Annotated in this window: 16 protein-coding genes and 1 pseudogene; 6 read left to right on the forward strand and 11 right to left on the reverse strand. The window is 57.4% G+C overall.

Features of this window, described 5'->3' with window-relative positions; translation table 11 throughout:
* Positions 1–912, forward strand: a complete 912-nt coding sequence (gene gsiD / locus ACWYRJ_RS02600; protein ID WP_024908682.1) for a glutathione ABC transporter permease GsiD — start codon at positions 1–3, stop codon at positions 910–912.
* A gap of 63 nt (positions 913–975) precedes the next feature.
* On the opposite strand, the gene rimO is transcribed toward gsiD, so the two are convergent.
* Positions 976–2301 (reverse strand): 30S ribosomal protein S12 methylthiotransferase RimO, encoded by a 1326-nt coding sequence (gene rimO / locus ACWYRJ_RS02605; protein ID WP_032639113.1) that lies wholly within the window; start codon positions 2299–2301, stop codon positions 976–978.
* A gap of 216 nt (positions 2302–2517) precedes the next feature.
* Here rimO and bssR point away from each other — a divergent pair, with 216 nt between their 5' ends.
* Positions 2518–2901, forward strand: coding sequence for a biofilm formation regulator BssR (bssR, locus tag ACWYRJ_RS02610; protein ID WP_111963863.1), 384 nt, complete (start codon positions 2518–2520; stop codon positions 2899–2901).
* 106 nt (positions 2902–3007) lie between these two features.
* On the forward strand, positions 3008–4126 hold the full coding sequence (locus ACWYRJ_RS02615; protein ID WP_455507365.1) for a PQQ-dependent sugar dehydrogenase: 1119 nt from the start codon (positions 3008–3010) through the stop codon (positions 4124–4126).
* Here the strand turns inward: ACWYRJ_RS02615 and ACWYRJ_RS02620 are convergent, their stop codons facing one another.
* Positions 4127–4753 carry a glutathione S-transferase family protein gene (locus tag ACWYRJ_RS02620; protein ID WP_455507366.1) on the reverse strand — a complete coding sequence of 209 codons (627 nt, stop codon included), beginning with the start codon at positions 4751–4753 and terminating at the stop codon, positions 4127–4129.
* Between the two features lie 240 nt (positions 4754–4993).
* Here ACWYRJ_RS02620 and dacC point away from each other — a divergent pair, with 240 nt between their 5' ends.
* Complete coding sequence (dacC, locus tag ACWYRJ_RS02625) at positions 4994–6199, forward strand: serine-type D-Ala-D-Ala carboxypeptidase (protein ID WP_111963928.1); 1206 nt, start codon at positions 4994–4996, stop codon at positions 6197–6199.
* Positions 6200–6265: 66 nt separating this feature from the next.
* Here dacC and deoR read toward each other — a convergent pair whose 3' ends face one another.
* From deoR to ACWYRJ_RS02640, 3 genes are all read right to left on the reverse strand, one after another.
* Entirely contained in the window at positions 6266–7024 is a 759-nt protein-coding gene (gene deoR, locus ACWYRJ_RS02630; protein ID WP_008503427.1) for a DNA-binding transcriptional repressor DeoR, read from the reverse strand.
* Positions 7025–7091: 67 nt separating this feature from the next.
* Positions 7092–7700 carry an undecaprenyl-diphosphate phosphatase gene (gene ybjG, locus ACWYRJ_RS02635; protein ID WP_111963866.1) on the reverse strand — a complete coding sequence of 203 codons (609 nt, stop codon included), beginning with the start codon at positions 7698–7700 and terminating at the stop codon, positions 7092–7094.
* Positions 7701–7707: 7 nt separating this feature from the next.
* Positions 7708–8436 carry a phosphatase PAP2 family protein gene (locus ACWYRJ_RS02640; protein ID WP_455507367.1) on the reverse strand — a complete coding sequence of 243 codons (729 nt, stop codon included), beginning with the start codon at positions 8434–8436 and terminating at the stop codon, positions 7708–7710.
* Between the two features lie 168 nt (positions 8437–8604).
* On the opposite strand from ACWYRJ_RS02640, the gene ACWYRJ_RS02645 reads away from it, so the two are divergent.
* The gene (locus ACWYRJ_RS02645) at positions 8605–9837 is read left to right on the forward strand and encodes an MFS transporter (RefSeq protein WP_111963868.1); all 1233 of its coding nucleotides are present in this window, start codon (positions 8605–8607) and stop codon (positions 9835–9837) included.
* 59 nt (positions 9838–9896) lie between these two features.
* Here ACWYRJ_RS02645 and ACWYRJ_RS02650 read toward each other — a convergent pair whose 3' ends face one another.
* Both ACWYRJ_RS02650 and ACWYRJ_RS02655 read right to left on the reverse strand, forming a co-directional pair.
* On the reverse strand, positions 9897–10709 hold the full coding sequence (locus ACWYRJ_RS02650) for a Cof-type HAD-IIB family hydrolase (RefSeq protein WP_111963869.1): 813 nt from the start codon (positions 10707–10709) through the stop codon (positions 9897–9899).
* Positions 10699–11913 carry an MFS transporter gene (locus ACWYRJ_RS02655; protein WP_127730188.1) on the reverse strand — a complete coding sequence of 405 codons (1215 nt, stop codon included), beginning with the start codon at positions 11911–11913 and terminating at the stop codon, positions 10699–10701. The genes ACWYRJ_RS02650 and ACWYRJ_RS02655 overlap by 11 nt, the downstream gene beginning before the upstream one ends.
* Positions 11914–11994: 81 nt before the next feature.
* On the opposite strand from ACWYRJ_RS02655, the gene ACWYRJ_RS02660 reads away from it, so the two are divergent.
* Entirely contained in the window at positions 11995–12546 is a 552-nt protein-coding gene (locus ACWYRJ_RS02660; RefSeq protein ID WP_111963929.1) for a TetR/AcrR family transcriptional regulator, read from the forward strand.
* Positions 12547–12567: 21 nt separating this feature from the next.
* Here ACWYRJ_RS02660 and arsC read toward each other — a convergent pair whose 3' ends face one another.
* The 4 genes and pseudogenes from arsC to tssD all read right to left on the reverse strand — a co-directional run.
* Positions 12568–12999: a glutaredoxin-dependent arsenate reductase gene (arsC, locus tag ACWYRJ_RS02665; protein WP_111963871.1), complete on the reverse strand. Its 432-nt coding sequence runs from the start codon at positions 12997–12999 to the stop codon at positions 12568–12570.
* A 12-nt stretch (positions 13000–13011) separates the two neighbouring features.
* A complete protein-coding gene (locus ACWYRJ_RS02670) occupies positions 13012–14301 on the reverse strand; it encodes an arsenic transporter (protein WP_455507368.1) in 1290 nt (429 codons plus the stop codon).
* Positions 14302–14341: 40 nt separating this feature from the next.
* Positions 14342–14662, reverse strand: coding sequence for a metalloregulator ArsR/SmtB family transcription factor (locus tag ACWYRJ_RS02675; RefSeq protein ID WP_302234638.1), 321 nt, complete (start codon positions 14660–14662; stop codon positions 14342–14344).
* A 223-nt stretch (positions 14663–14885) separates the two neighbouring features.
* Positions 14886–15227 (reverse strand): annotated as a pseudogene (tssD, locus tag ACWYRJ_RS02680) (type VI secretion system tube protein TssD); the annotation flags it as partial.
* Positions 15228–15229 lie beyond the last annotated feature (2 nt).

Consider the following 15229-nt stretch of genomic DNA (forward strand, 5'->3'; position numbering starts at 1 on the left):
ATGCGATTATTGAACTGGCGACGTCAGGCCGTTTTAAACGCGATGCCGGGGCTCAAACCGGACCACGTCCGCACCCCGTGGTCTGAATTCTGGCGGCGTTTTCGCCGTCAGCCGGTCGCGATGACCGCGGGGCTGTTTGTGCTGCTGCTTATTGCTGTGGCGGTGATTGCGCCGTGGGTGGCGCCATTTGATGCGGAAAACTATTTTGACTACGACCGTCTGAACGACGGACCGTCGATGCTGCACTGGTTCGGCGTGGACTCCCTCGGGCGCGATATCTTTAGCCGCGTGCTGGTCGGGGCGCAAATCTCGCTTGCCGCCGGGGTGTTCGCGGTGCTGATCGGCGCGGCCATCGGTACCGTGCTGGGGCTCGTTGCCGGATATTACGAAGGCTGGTGGGACCGCATCATCATGCGCATCTGCGACGTGCTGTTTGCTTTTCCCGGCATTCTGCTGGCGATTGCCGTGGTGGCGATCATGGGCAGCGGCATGGCCAACGTCATCATTGCGGTCGCGGTGTTTTCGATTCCGGCGTTTGCGCGCCTGGTGCGCGGCAACACGCTGGTGCTGAAACAGCAGACCTTTATAGAATCTGCCCGCAGCATGGGGGCCAGCGACGCCACCATCCTGTTCAGCCATATTCTGCCGGGTACGGTGTCGTCCATCGTGGTCTATTTCACCATGCGTATCGGCGTGTCGATTATCTCGGCGGCCAGCCTGTCGTTTTTAGGGTTGGGGGCTCAGCCTCCAACGCCGGAGTGGGGCGCGATGCTGAACGAGGCGAGGGCGGATATGGTGATTGCACCGCACGTGGCGATCTTCCCGAGCCTGGCAATTTTTCTGACCGTGCTGGCGTTTAACCTGCTGGGTGACGGTCTGCGCGACGCGCTGGATCCGAGGATTAAGGGATAGCGCAGTGAAATGTGCCGGGTGGCGGCTACGCCTTACCCGGCCTACAAAAGAGGAGCAGGAAGATTAAACCCGGCTACCCCACAGGTCATACTCGTCGGCGTTTTCAACCTTCACGCGAATAATATCACCTGGCTTAACGTTGGTTTCGCCATTCAGGTACACCGCGCCGTCGATTTCAGGGGCGTCCGCCATGCTGCGGCCAATCGCGCCTTCTTCGTCAACTTCGTCGATGATAACCATTATCTCGCGGCCCACTTTTTCCTGCAGACGCTCGGCAGAAATCTGCTGCTGCAGCTGCATGAAGCGGTTCCAGCGTTCTTCTTTCACCTCTTCCGGCACCTGGTCCGCCAGCTCGTTGGCGGTTGCGCCTTCTACCGGGCTGTACTTGAAGCAGCCGACGCGGTCCAGACGCGCTTCTTTCAGGAAGTCGAGCAGCATCTGGAAGTCTTCTTCGGTTTCACCCGGGAAGCCGACGATAAAGGTGGAGCGCAGCGTCAGTTCCGGGCAGATCTCACGCCACTGCTTGATGCGGGCCAGCTGGCGGTCAACGGAGCCAGGACGTTTCATCAGCTTCAGGATACGCGGGCTCGCGTGCTGCAGCGGGATGTCCAGGTACGGCAGAATTTTGCCTTCCGCCATCAGTGGGATGACATCGTCAACGTGCGGGTACGGGTAGACGTAGTGCAGGCGCGTCCAGATACCGAGTTTGGACAGCTGTTCGCACAGGCCAACCATGCTGGTTTTCACCGGCTCGCCGTTATGGAAACCGGAGCGGTGCTTCACGTCCACGCCGTAGGCAGAGGTGTCCTGGGAGATGACCAGCAGCTCCTTCACGCCCGCGTCGGCCAGACGTTTGGCTTCAGCCAGCACTTCGCCAATCGGACGGCTCACCAGATCGCCACGCATGGATGGGATGATGCAGAAGGTGCAGCGATGGTTGCAGCCTTCGGAAATTTTCAGGTACGCGTAGTGGCGCGGCGTCAGCTTCACGCCCTGTTCCGGCACCAGGCTCAGGAACGGGTTATGCTTTGGTTTTGGCACGTAGTGATGAACATGTTGCAGCACCTGTTCGTAGCTGTGCGGGCCGGTGATCTCCAGCACCTTCGGGTGCACTTCGCGGATCTGGTCTTCTTTCGCGCCCAGACAGCCGGTCACGATCACTTTACCGTTTTCCGTCAGGGCTTCACCGATGGCTTCCAGTGATTCCTGGACCGCGCTGTCGATAAACCCGCAGGTGTTAACGATCACCATATCGGCGTTGTCGTAGCTTGGCACCACGTCATAGCCCTCGGTGCGCAGTTCGGTCAGGATGCGTTCTGAATCCACCAGGTTTTTCGGGCAGCCCAGGGAGACGAAGCCGATTTTCGGCTGGTGCGTAACATTGCTCATAGGTTAAAAATTCATCAATTATGGAGTTATCAGGGCGGGATTTTACAGCGTATCGCGGGGGATTTATACACTCTTTGCAAGGTGGATGCGTCGGGCTGACGTTGTAACATTGTAAATAATGTTAATCAGTTAATAAAAATTGATCCCAGGCATTAAACTGTACAAAAAATGTACTTACCCTGACTATGCACCATGGCTGACAGAGGAGGAAAGAGCATGACCGTTGACAGACTAAAACGCGATCTGCTGAACAAGCTGATCAACGCCCGAATCGACCTGGCCGCGTACCTGCAGTTGAGGAAGGCAAAAGGGTATATGTCAGTCAGCGAAAGCGAACATCTGCGTGATAACCTGTTTGAACTGTGTAATTTCATGCGTGAAAAAGCACCGACCCTGAAGGCGAATTACGGCGAAAGTGAGCTGATCGCGCTGCGCCGCGCCGCTGAGGTGCTCTCCATCGCTGGGGTATGTCTGATGAACGGACGCCACGACTGCCCGAACTTTATCGCCGTAAACGCGGAGAAGCTTGAAAACTGCCTGACAACGCTCTCTCTTTGCATCATGTGCCTGAACGAGCACGAGAAGCTTGAACAGCACTGATCCAGGGGGAGGCAACTCCCCCTTCTGCTTAAGCTTTTGTAAAAGTGCTAACGCGCCCGGACGCAGTGGCTAATCTTTATGCCATATGCCGATAAAGGAGTGCGTTATGCCTCGATCCTCGCTGATTTCCCTGCCTGTATTATTCATTCCGTTTGCACTTCTTGCTGCGCCAGAGGCGGTAAAGGTCGAGGTGCTGCAAAACAGACTCGATCACCCCTGGTCCCTGGCGTTCCTGCCGGATAATGACGGGCTGCTGGTGACCCTGAAGAGTGGTCAGCTCAAACGCTGGCAGGCCGGAAAAGGGCTCTCCGATCCGATTGTAGGAGTGCCGAAGGTCTGGGCAAACGGTCAGGGAGGGTTGCTGGACGTGGTGCTTGCCCCGGATTTTGAGAAGTCGCGCCGCGTCTGGCTGAGCTACGCCGAGGCCGGGCATGACGGCAAAGCCGGCACGGCGGTAGGCTATGGCCGCCTGAGCGACGACTATTCCCGCATCGAGGGATTCCAGGTGGCGTTTCGCCAGATGCCGAAACTCTCAACCGGTAACCATTTTGGCGGGCGACTGGTGTTCGACGGCAAAGGCTCTCTCTTTATCGGACTCGGCGAGAACAATCAGCGTCCGACGGCGCAGGATCTGGATAAATTGCAGGGTAAAGTGGTGCGCCTTACCGAAGACGGAAAAGTCCCGCCGGATAACCCCTTTGTGAATACCCCCGGTGCGCGACCCGAAATCTGGTCTTACGGCATTCGCAACCCGCAGGGGATGGCGATGAACCCCTGGAGCGACACGCTCTGGCTGAACGAGCACGGCCCGCGAGGCGGGGATGAGATCAACATTCCGGAGAAAGGAAAAAACTACGGCTGGCCGCTGGCGACGCACGGCATTAACTACAGCGGCCTGAAAATCCCGGAAGCTAAAGGCGAGCACGTTGAGGGAACCGAAAAACCGCTGTTCGTCTGGAAAGTGTCACCTGCGGTGAGCGGCATGGCGTTTTACAACAGCGACGTCTTCCCGCAGTGGAAAAACAAGCTGTTTATCGGCGCGCTGAAGGAGAAGGACGTGATCGTGCTGAGCGTGGACGGCAATAAGGTGACGGAGGACGGGCGTATTCTGGGCGACCGGGATCAGCGTATTCGCGATGTGCGGGTCGGGCCGGATGGATATCTGTATGTCCTGACCGACGAGACGGACGGGCAACTGTTGAAAGTCAGCCCGTCCGGCGCGTAATCAGGTGACCGGGATCATTACCACGTTGCGGTACGCCGGGCGATCGCTCAGCTGTTTTAGCCAGCGCTCAAGGTGAGGGCGCGGCGTCCACTTCAGGCCCATATTGGTCAGGTTCCAGACGAAGGGTGCCACGGCAATATCGCCCACGCCGAACGCCTCGCCGGAGAACCAGGCGTGCTTCGCCAGCTCCTCATCCATCATCGCAAACAGATTTTCGCAGGCATCCTGCGCGGCGTGAATCGCGGGATAATCGCGTTCGGCTTCCGGCGTGCGGATAAGCCCCATCAGGATCACGCGGTGGGTTGGAGACAGCGTCTGGTTCGCCCAGTCCATCCACTTTTCACCCTGGGCACGCCGGGCGGGGTTTTCAACCCACAGGCGGCCCTGACCGTACTGCGCGGCAAGGTAACGGACAATGGTGTTGGACTCCCAAAGCGTCGCGTCTGTTTCATCATCGCGCAGCAGCGGCACCAGGCCGTTCGGGTTCATGGCCAGATAGTCGGCCTCTTTGTTCACGCCGAACGACATACCGGCCATAATTTGGTTGAACGGTAAATCCAGCTCCTCGAGCGTCCAGAGCACTTTCTTAACGTTGGTCGAGTTGTTCCTGCCCCAAAGCGTAATCATGTTTACTCCTGATGAGATGTGAATCCGGGTCAGCTTTTGCCATGGTGAGATAAACCTAACAATTACGCAACAGAAGACAAAAAAATCGTCAGAATCAAAGCGTATCTGAATGTTATTGCATAAACTTTAATAACTTTACCCTCGTTGGGTTTCTTTAACCGTTTTAGTGCGCTATTACTCATCGCTTCTTGCGACACGGTGATGTGACGTAATTTTTGAATGGACACTCGGGTGGCATTTATGACGCGTAAAATGACTTCTCTGCGCAGCCTTGCGACAGGCTCTGCGCTCCTTTTCATGTTTGCACCAACTCTCTACGCAGCTGAGCAGGCTGCGCCCGAAGCGCCGCCTGTGGACGCGCGCGCATGGATCCTGATGGATTATTCCAGCGGTAAAGTGCTGGCGGAAGGTAATGCAGATGAGAAACTCGATCCGGCAAGCCTGACCAAAATCATGACCAGCTATGTGGTCGGTCAGGCGCTGAAAGCGGGCAAGATCAAGCTGGACGATATGGTCACCATCGGGAAGGATGCCTGGGCGACCGGCAACCCGGCGCTGCGGGGCTCTTCGGTGATGTTCCTGAAGCCTGGGGATCAGGTCTCCGTTTCCGATCTGAACAAAGGGGTAATTATTCAGTCGGGAAATGATGCATGCATCGCGCTGGCCGATTATGTTGCCGGCAGCCAGGATTCTTTCATTGGCTTGATGAATGGCTATGCGCAGAAACTGGGCTTAACCAACACCACGTTCAAAACGGTTCACGGTCTGGATTCGCCGGGACAGTTCAGTACCGCGCGCGACATGGCGCTGCTGGGGAAAGCGCTGATCCACGACGTGCCGGATGAATACGCCATCCATAAAGAGAAAGAGTTTACCTTCAATAAAATCCGTCAGCCGAACCGCAACCGACTGTTGTGGAGCAGCAACGTTAACGTGGACGGAATGAAAACCGGCACCACGGCGGGCGCGGGCTATAACCTGGTGGCCTCCGCGACCCAGGGCGACATGCGCCTGATTTCGGTAGTGCTGGGCACCAAAACCGACCGTATTCGCTTTAATGAGTCAGAAAAACTGCTGACGTGGGGCTTCCGCTTCTATGAAACCGTGACGCCGATTAAACCGGATGCCACGTTCGTCAGCCAGCGCGTCTGGTTTGGTGACAAGAGCGAAGTGAACCTGGGCGCGGGTGAGGCGGGCTCGGTGACCATTCCGCGTGGTCAGCTGAAAAACCTGAAGGCCAGCTACACCCTGACCGACCCGCAGCTCACCGCGCCACTGAAAAAAGGCCAGGTAGTCGGGACGATTGATTTCCAGCTAAACGGTAAATCAATTGAACAGCGTCCGTTAATTGTAATGGAAGCGGTCGAAGAGGGCGGCTTCTTCAGCCGGATGTGGGATTTCGTGATGATGAAATTCCACGGTTGGTTCGGCAGCTGGTTCAGCTAAACCTGATGGGTTTTCTCCCTCTCCCTGTGGGAGAGGGCTGGGGTGAGGGCATCAGACCGCACCCTCTTAATACATCAACTTCACCTGCTGCGCCTTCGCGTGGGCCACAATCTCGTCGTCCGGGCGGCAGTCGCTAACGATGGCGTCGAACTGCGCCAGCTCGCCCATTCTTGCCGAACGGACCTTACCAAATTTGCTGTGATCGACCACCAGCACATGGTACTGCGCGGCGCTTAATGCCCAGTGCTTCACCGGTAGCTCTTCCAGGTTAAAGCAGGTCGCGCCCTGGCGCACGTTGACGCCCGCCGCGGAATAAAACGCGATATCCGGGCAGAGATTGCTGAGCGTGTCCTGCAGGTTGAGCGGCTTAAAGATGGCGTTGCTGGCGTGAAACTCGCCGCCGCACAGGATCACCCGGCACTCGGGTTTCTCCTGAAGCGCCAGAAAGGTGTTCAGGGAGTAGCACACGGCAGTAAAAGGAATGCTGCTGTCGATGGCCTCGATAATCCACGGCGTGGTGGTGCCGCAATCAAAAAATAGCGTCTGGTGCGGCTGTACCAGCGAGGCTGCAAGCCGGGCGGCTTTGCGTTTCTCTTCCACCAGGCGCGTCTTCTGGTCGCTGATCAGATAATGGCTGGCGCTACGCGGCTCAAGCACAATATACCCGCCCAGCAGCACGACGGGCGCGCTTTCGCTGTTAAGATCCCGACGAATGGTCATCTCTGAGACGCCGAGGAGGTTGGCGGCTTCCTTAAGATGCAGCTTATCGCTGCGCTTCAGCGCCTGTAGCAGCTGAGCAATGCGGTCATCGCGACGTGTTTCCATAGTTCCTCGGGATAAAAAAGTGAACCCCCGCAGGGCGGGGGTTCAAGTGTAACCTGTCAGGTTGGGGTTAGTCACGTATCCAGCCTTTGCGGATCGGGATAGCGAAAATGGCGCGATAGAGTGATGACAGCGTGCGGTAGAGCGCTTCACCAAAGAGGCTCCACAGGATAGCCGCGCTCACGCAGCCAATCAGCCCGACCAGGAAGCCGCCCACCATATCCAGCGGCCAGTGGACGCCCAGGTAAACGCGAGACCAGGCGATGGCCACGGCGACCACCATCAGCACCGCACCAGACCACAGGCGATGCCAGAACAGGAAGGCTAGCGCAAAGGTGAAGATCACCGTACCGTGATCGCTCGGGAACGAGTCATCCGGCGCATGATGCAGGAAGGTATAGCCGACGTGATCGACAAACGGACGATCGTGCGGGAACGCGTGGCCCAGAATGTAGCTCACCAGGACGCTTACGCCGAGAGCCATCGCCACTTTGATTACCAGCTTGCGCTGTGCTTTTACCTGGCTACGAGGCCCCCACAGCCAGAGAATGGCTGCCAGCGCGGGCACGATACCGATCAGGTCTTTTGCCAGAAAGGTGGCAAAGTCGATCATCCACTCGGGCGAGGCCGGTGTGGCGTTGATCAGATAAAACAGCTGATAATTCAGATTCTCTAGCATAGCGTTATCACTCTTTAGCAAACCGGGTGGAAATCAGCCCGTAGACCACCACCTGGGAAAACCAGACCCACCACCCGGCCCACAGGTTGTGAGAGAAAAAATGCGCCCCGCGCATGACCTGACCGAAGCCCATCGCCAGACCTAACACCACGCCCAGCGCGACGAAGAACCAGGCGAGACGCGGACGTTCGCGCCAGAAGGCAAAAAACAGCCCCATCACCATAAAACCGCTGGAGGCATGACCGCCGGGGAAACAGCGCCCCGGACCGCTGTCAGCAGGAATGGCGCTGAACAGGGGGTAGGACACGGCCTTCCCGCCATATTCCACCAGGTCCCACGGACAGCTGTGATGGCTCATGCTTTTCAGCAGGCCTACCACCAGCGCGCCAACGCCCATCAGCATCGCCGCCGTAACCAGCCTTGCGTTACGCTTGTAGGCGCCATAAAACAGCGCCGCGGCGCCTAAGGCGATGGCAATGTACTTCGCCAGTCGGTGGTTGAGCAGATCCAGCAGGTGGTCTTTCTGCAGCGGAAAGCTCTGCGTCGCCGCGTCATACCAAAAGCCGGTTATCCATCTGTCGAGCGCTTCATTGCGCGATAGCCACGTAAATACCACGGCAAGGGCAATCAGTATGAAAAGCTGATAACCATAAAAGCGGGACGGTAAGCGGTAAAGGCGTTTTGTCTTATTTGTCTGTAACTTAGACAATTCTGAACGGCTGGAGGTAAGTGCCATGATTTGGGGTCGTTGACGAGTAATGGGGCTATCATAAAAGTGTCAACTTAAGGAAACCTTAAACGAAGACGATATGTGCTTTATTTCTGTTTATCCTCGATAAATCACTATCTCGGGCTGCGGCATTTCATTACACTCGTCGCGATTTTGTCATTATAAAGAGATTGCATGTTAAACCGTTCTTCTTCTGGTTCACGTCTGGGTCGTCAGGCGTTGCTTTTCCCTCTGTGTCTGGTGCTCTACGAATTTTCTACCTATATCGGCAACGATATGATCCAGCCCGGTATGCTAGCCGTGGTGGCGCAGTACAACGCCGGAATCGAGTGGGTACCGACCTCCATGACCGCCTATCTGGCCGGCGGCATGTTTTTGCAGTGGCTGTTAGGTCCGCTGTCGGATCGCATTGGCCGCCGTCCGGTGATGCTGACGGGCGTGGTGTGGTTTATCGTCACCTGTCTTGCCACGCTGCTGGCGCAAAACATTGAACAATTTACCCTGCTGCGCTTCCTGCAGGGGGTGAGCCTGTGCTTTATCGGCGCCGTGGGGTATGCCGCCATTCAGGAATCGTTTGAAGAGGCGGTGTGTATCAAAATTACCGCGCTGATGGCGAACGTGGCGCTGATTGCCCCATTACTCGGGCCGCTGGTGGGTGCCGCGTGGGTGCATATGGCGCCATGGGAAGGGATGTTTGTGCTGTTTGCCGTTCTCGCCGCCATCGCGTTCTTTGGTCTGCACCGGGCGATGCCGGAAACGGCCACCCGCATCGGCGAGAAACTCTCGCTGAAAGAGCTGGGTCGGGATTATAAAGAAGTGCTGAAGAATGGCCGCTTTGTGGCGGGCGCGCTGGCGACCGGGTTCGTTAGCCTGCCGCTGCTGGCGTGGATCGCCCAGTCTCCGGTTATTATCATCAGCGGCGAAAAGCTCAGCAGCTATGAGTATGGTCTGCTGCAGGTGCCGATCTTTGGCGCGCTGATTATCGGGAACCTGGTGCTGGCACGTTTGACGTCACGCCGCACCGTGCGTTCGCTTATTATCATGGGCGGCTGGCCGATTGCTGCAGGGTTGATTCTGGCGGCGGTGGCGACCGTCGCGTCATCACACGCTTATCTGTGGATGACGGCGGGACTGAGCATCTACGCCTTCGGGATTGGCGTGGCCAACGCCGGTCTGGTGCGCCTGACGCTGTTCGCCAGCGAGATGAGTAAAGGCACGGTCTCCGCGGCGATGGGGATGCTCCAGATGCTGATTTTTACCGTAGGTATCGAGGTGAGCAAGCATGCCTACGCGATGGGCGGCAACGGGCTGTTCAGCCTGTTTAACCTCGCCAACGGCGTGCTGTGGGTTGCCCTGATGGTGGTGTTCCTGAAAGACAAGCGCGTCGGAAACGCCCTGCAACCTTAACTGTTTATTCCCTCTCCCTGTGGGAGAGGGGTAGGGTGAGGGCACCAGACCGCTCGGTGTTAATTAAACGGCGCCTCCCCATCCAGCACCTTATCAATCACATCCAACACGCCTTCATCGTTATTGTGCGGCGCTTCAAAACGCGCCGCCGCTTTGATATGCGGTCTGGCATTAGCCATCGCAAAGCTGAACCCGGACTGGCGCAGCATCTCCACGTCGTTGCCGCTGTCGCCGAAGGCCACCACTTCGCTATCGGCTATGCCCCAGCGCTTTTGCAGGATCCGCAGGCCGTTTGCTTTGTGCACGCCGGGGATGATCAGGTCGATACTGCCGTGACCGGTGGTGACGGGCACCATGATGTCACTCAGCTTTTCATGCAGCAGCGCCTGAATACGCGGAATTTCATCGTCAGACACGTTGAGCCCGAACTTGAAGAAAATATCGTTCAGGTTGTCGAAATCGCTGACCATTTCCAGACGGTGATAGTACTTCGCCGCGATACCCTTAAAGCCTTCGTCATAGCACTTCAGCGTGTAGGCGCTGCTCTTCCCGCAGGCGATAATCTCAATGCCGGGAACGTCGCTTAACACGTTCGCAACGGTCTCGAAATGGGCTTTCGACAGTTCACCGTTAAAGACGTCTTCACCCTCACTTACGACCCAGCCGCCGTTTTCGGCGACGAATGAAATTTCATGCGCAATCTCCGGGAAAAAGGAGATCAGCTGGTAGAACTGGTTGCCGCTGGCGACCACGAAGCGAATGCCTTGCGCCTTCATGCGGGCGTACTGCGCCAGAAAGCGCGGACGATTGTAGGTCTTGGCATCGCTGAGGAATGTGCCATCCATGTCGACGGCAATCAGTTTAACGCTCATATCCCTTCTCCAGTGTCGTTTGATTCGTTTCCGGCTTTGCCACCGCGCGCGCCACCAGCGCCGCGATGATGACCAACCCTAACACCACCAGCATGGCGCTGCGCAGCCCGTAGTGCTCGCCGAGGAAGCCAAGCAGCGGCGGCCCGACCAGGAAGGCGAGATAGCCCGTGGTTGCCACCACGCTGACGCGCGTCGGGGCATCCGGGCCGGTATCGCTGGCGGCTGAAATGGTAAGCGGAAAGCCGAGCGACGCGCCCAGTCCCCAGAGGATCACCGAGACCCCGGCAATCCAGTCCACATCGACAAATATGATCATCGCGATACCCAGGCCGCCCAGCAGGGCGCTGGCGCGCACCACCGCTACACGGCTGTAGCGGTCGATAAACCAGCCGCCGGTGAAGCGCCCGACGGTCATCCCCAGCGTAAACCCGGCGTAGATCAGCGAGCCGGAGGTCGGGCTAAAGCCGTGACCGTCTACCATCAGCAGCGGCAGCCAGTCGTTGGCGGACCCTTCGGCGAAGGCCATAGCCAGCACCACCACGCCGATCAGCATCAACTGGAAGTCGCGGTAGAAGGGCAGCCCTTTTTCGGCCGAGTGCTGTTCGTCAGCGGAGTTCTTACCTGTGCCGTCCGGGATCGCCCGGATGCCGGTCAGAATAGGAATGATACACACCAGCGCTGCCAGCAGGATATGCAGATTGGCGCTCACGCCAGTGGCCGTCAGCGCCATTCCCACGCCCGCACCGGCCAGCGTGCCGAGGCTGTAAAAACCGTGCATCATCGGCAGCACGGTTTTGTTCATCTCACGCTCGACAGCCGCTCCTTCAACGTTGATGGCAACTTCCGCCGAACCGAAGCTGCCGCCAAATACCGTCAGCCCCAGCGCAAACAGCACCGGTGAGGCAAACCACAGCGCGACGCTGAGCACGATCATCCCGAATACCGCGAAGCACATGGTGGTGCGGATCACCGCCCGCGTACCGAAGCGCTTCACCAGCCACGCGGAGCAGAGGATGCCGCTCATGGAGCCTATCGACAGGCCAAACAGCACGATACCCATCTCAGCTGTAGAGACGGACAAAATGTCGCGAATGGCGGGGGTGCGCGTGGCCCAGGAGGCCATCAGCAGACCGGGAATAAAGAAGAACATAAACAGCGCCCACATGCGGAGCTGCAGGGCTTTACGGGAAGAGGTCAGCGTCATTGGGGTAGCACCAGAAGTACAACAATAGCGACAACACTAGCAAGTTTGTGTACATTTGTACACAAACCAGGTGAGGAAATGATGAGCAGACCACCCAACGATCCGCATCGCCGGGAGAAAATCCTGCAGGCGACCCTCGACACCATTGCTGAACACGGTATTCACGCCGTCACGCACCGGAAAATCGCCACCTGCGCGGGCGTGCCGCTGGGGTCGATGACCTACTATTTCGACGGTATGGAGCCGCTGCTGGAGGAGGCCTTCACGTGGTTTACCCGCCAGATGTCGCAGCAGTACCGGGATTTCTTCGCGGGCGTCACCGGGCCGGAAATGGCGTGCGAATCCATTACCACCCTGATCCACAGCTCGCAGGTGACGACGCCGCACAACATGGCGCTGATGTATCAGCTTTACGCTTTTATGCACCGTAGCGCGGCGCTCAAAACGGTGATGCAGGACTGGATGAAGATGAGCCAGACAACGCTCGAGCAGTGGTTCGACCCGGTCACCACCCGCGCGCTGGATGCCTTTATTGAAGGAATGACGCTGCACTACGTCACCGACCGGGCGCCGCTATCCCGCGAAGAGATCCGGGCGATGGTGGGGAGAATTGCGGGCGAGGGGAACCCTTAGGTATCGCTCGCCCTGCCAGTTTTACCTGCGCTCGATTTTATTCCCGCTGGCGTCAACCACCGCTTCGCCATCTTCTTTCGTAAATGCCCCTTTCTGTGCGTCCGGCAGGATGTCGAGGACGACTTCAGACGGGCGGCACAGGCGAGTGCCCAGCGGCGTCACGACGATCGGACGGTTAATCAGGATCGGGTATTGCAGCATAAAATCGATAAGCTGGTCGTCGGTGAAGCTGTCTTCGGCCAGGCCGAGCTGTTCGTAGGGCTCCACGTTTTTACGCAGCAGATCCCGCACCGAGATCCCCATATCGGCAATCAGGGTTGTCAGCTTATCGCGCGACGGCGGGGTTTCCAGATAGAGGATAATCTCTGGCTCCGTGCCGCTGTTGCGGATCATCTCCAGCGTGTTGCGCGACGTGCCGCAGGCGGGGTTGTGGTAGATAGTGATGTGGCTCATATCAGTGGCTCATTACAGTGTGAAGGAGAGACGTAGCGCCAGCGCGGCGAGCGTCACAAACAGGACCGGCAGCGTCATAATGATGCCCGTCCGGAAATAGTAGCCCCAGCTAATCGTCATGTTTTTCTGCGCCAGCACGTGAAGCCAGAGCAGGGTGGCAAGGCTGCCGATAGGCGTGATTTTCGGCCCCAAATCGCAGCCAATCACGTTGGCGTAAATCATTGCTTCCTTGATCAGTCCTGTCGCCGTACTGCCCTCAATGGAGAGCGCGCCAATCAGCACCGTGGGCATATTGTTCATTATGGATGACAGAAACGCGGTGATGAACCCGGTTCCCAGCGTGGTGGCCCACAGCCCTTGCCCGGCCAGGCTATTCAGTACGCCTGAGAGATATTCCGTCAGCCCGGCATTGCGCAGGCCATACACCACCAGATACATCCCCAGCGAGAAGATGACGATCTGCCACGGTGCGCCGCGCAGCACTTTTCCGGTATTTATCGCATGTCCGCGTTTTGCAACGGCAAACAAAACCAGCGCGCCCGCAGTCGCAATGGCGCTGACCGGAATACCCAGCGGTTCTAGCACAAAGAAACCGACGAGAAGAAGGAGCAGCACGATCCAGCCCGTTCTGAAGGTCGGGAGGTCGTGAATGGCCCGCGCGGGCTCACGCAGTTTCGCCAGGTCATATTCCGGCGGAATTTCCTTGCGGAAGAACAGATGGAGCATGGCCAGCGTTGCGGCAATCGCGGCGACATCAACGGGAATCATCACCGAAGCGTATTCGCTGAACCCCAGCGTGAAGAAGTCTGCCGAGACGATGTTGACCAGGTTCGACACAATCAGCGGCAGGCTGGCGGTATCGGCGATAAAACCTGCCGCCATCACAAATGCCAGCGTAGCCTGCTTGCTGAATCCCAGCGCCAGCAGCATGGCGATAACGATAGGGGTTAGGATCAGAGCCGCACCGTCATTGGCAAACAGCGCCGCCACGGCTGCGCCCAGCAGCACGATATACGTAAACAGCAATCTTCCGCGGCCGTTCCCCCAGCGGGCAACGTGCAGTGCCGCCCACTCGAAAAAGCCGGACTCATCCAGCAGCAGGCTGATGATGATGACGGCGATAAACGTTGCCGTGGCGTTCCAGACGATATTCCACACAACCGGAATATCGTTTACGTGAATCACGCCGCTGGCGAGCGCCAGTACGGCACCAATAGTCGCGCTCCAGCCGATGCTGAGCCCTCTGGGCTGCCAGATGACCAGTACCAGCGTAAACAGAAAAATAGCCCCTGCCAGAAACATCTGTTACTCCGTTATATCTGTTTTTGTGAATGTGTTTTGCTTAGCACAAGCCCGGAAGTCGGTTTTTCAGCTTCATGCGCGTCTCTTCCCGCAGGCAGTTCCAGCTGTTGTCGATAATCGTTGCCGCCCACGCGGGCATGTTGGGAGAGAGACGGTAATAAACCCACTTACCCTCACGACGGTCGATAACCAGCCCGGACTCGCGCAGCAGCGCCATATGGCGGGAGACCTTCGGCTGCGATTCGGCGGTGGCGGAGCAGAGATCGCAGACGCACAGCTCGCCCGCTTCGCGGAGCAGCATGGCGATGGCGAGCCGCGTTTCGTCAGAGAGGGTTTTGAAGAGCTGGAGTGGGTGGAGCATTCGGTCATCCTGAATGTCTTTTGTCATATTCATTAAATCATATATGTTTATAGCTGGCGAGAGAAGAGGAAAAAGCAGCAAGGATAGAAAAACTCAGGGAGGGCTTGTAGAAGGTCAAAATAGTCTTTATGGCTTGCCCGGAGCAATCCTGACAGTCATGGGAAAGAAACCGTCCCCTGGAGCGGTTTCTTTTTATCTGCTCACTTTCAACACTCTTCTGCGCTCAGGCGCAACAGCGATCGTTCCAGGTTTCACGGTAAATGATATTCCCCTCCGTGTACTTCCATGAGATGGCTTCATAACGCAATTCGAGCGTTTCAAGATGGGTGCTGCTCATCCCGTTAGGGGTCAGGAAGGGTGCCACTGTCGTGAACTTAACGTTTTCCATCACGATATTGAAATATTCGGCCTCGATACCGGACTCCAGAATACGGTACATCTTAATAATCCCCTTCTTCATCACTCGCCCTTCACACACGGCGCGGTAAAGAAGTGGGGTAGTCTGATCAAATTCTTTGATTATCGTAATAGGGCGATGGACGCGCGTGTCGGTGAGCTTGCCCCAAC

It is taken from the genome of Enterobacter sp. (genome assembly GCF_977039595.1).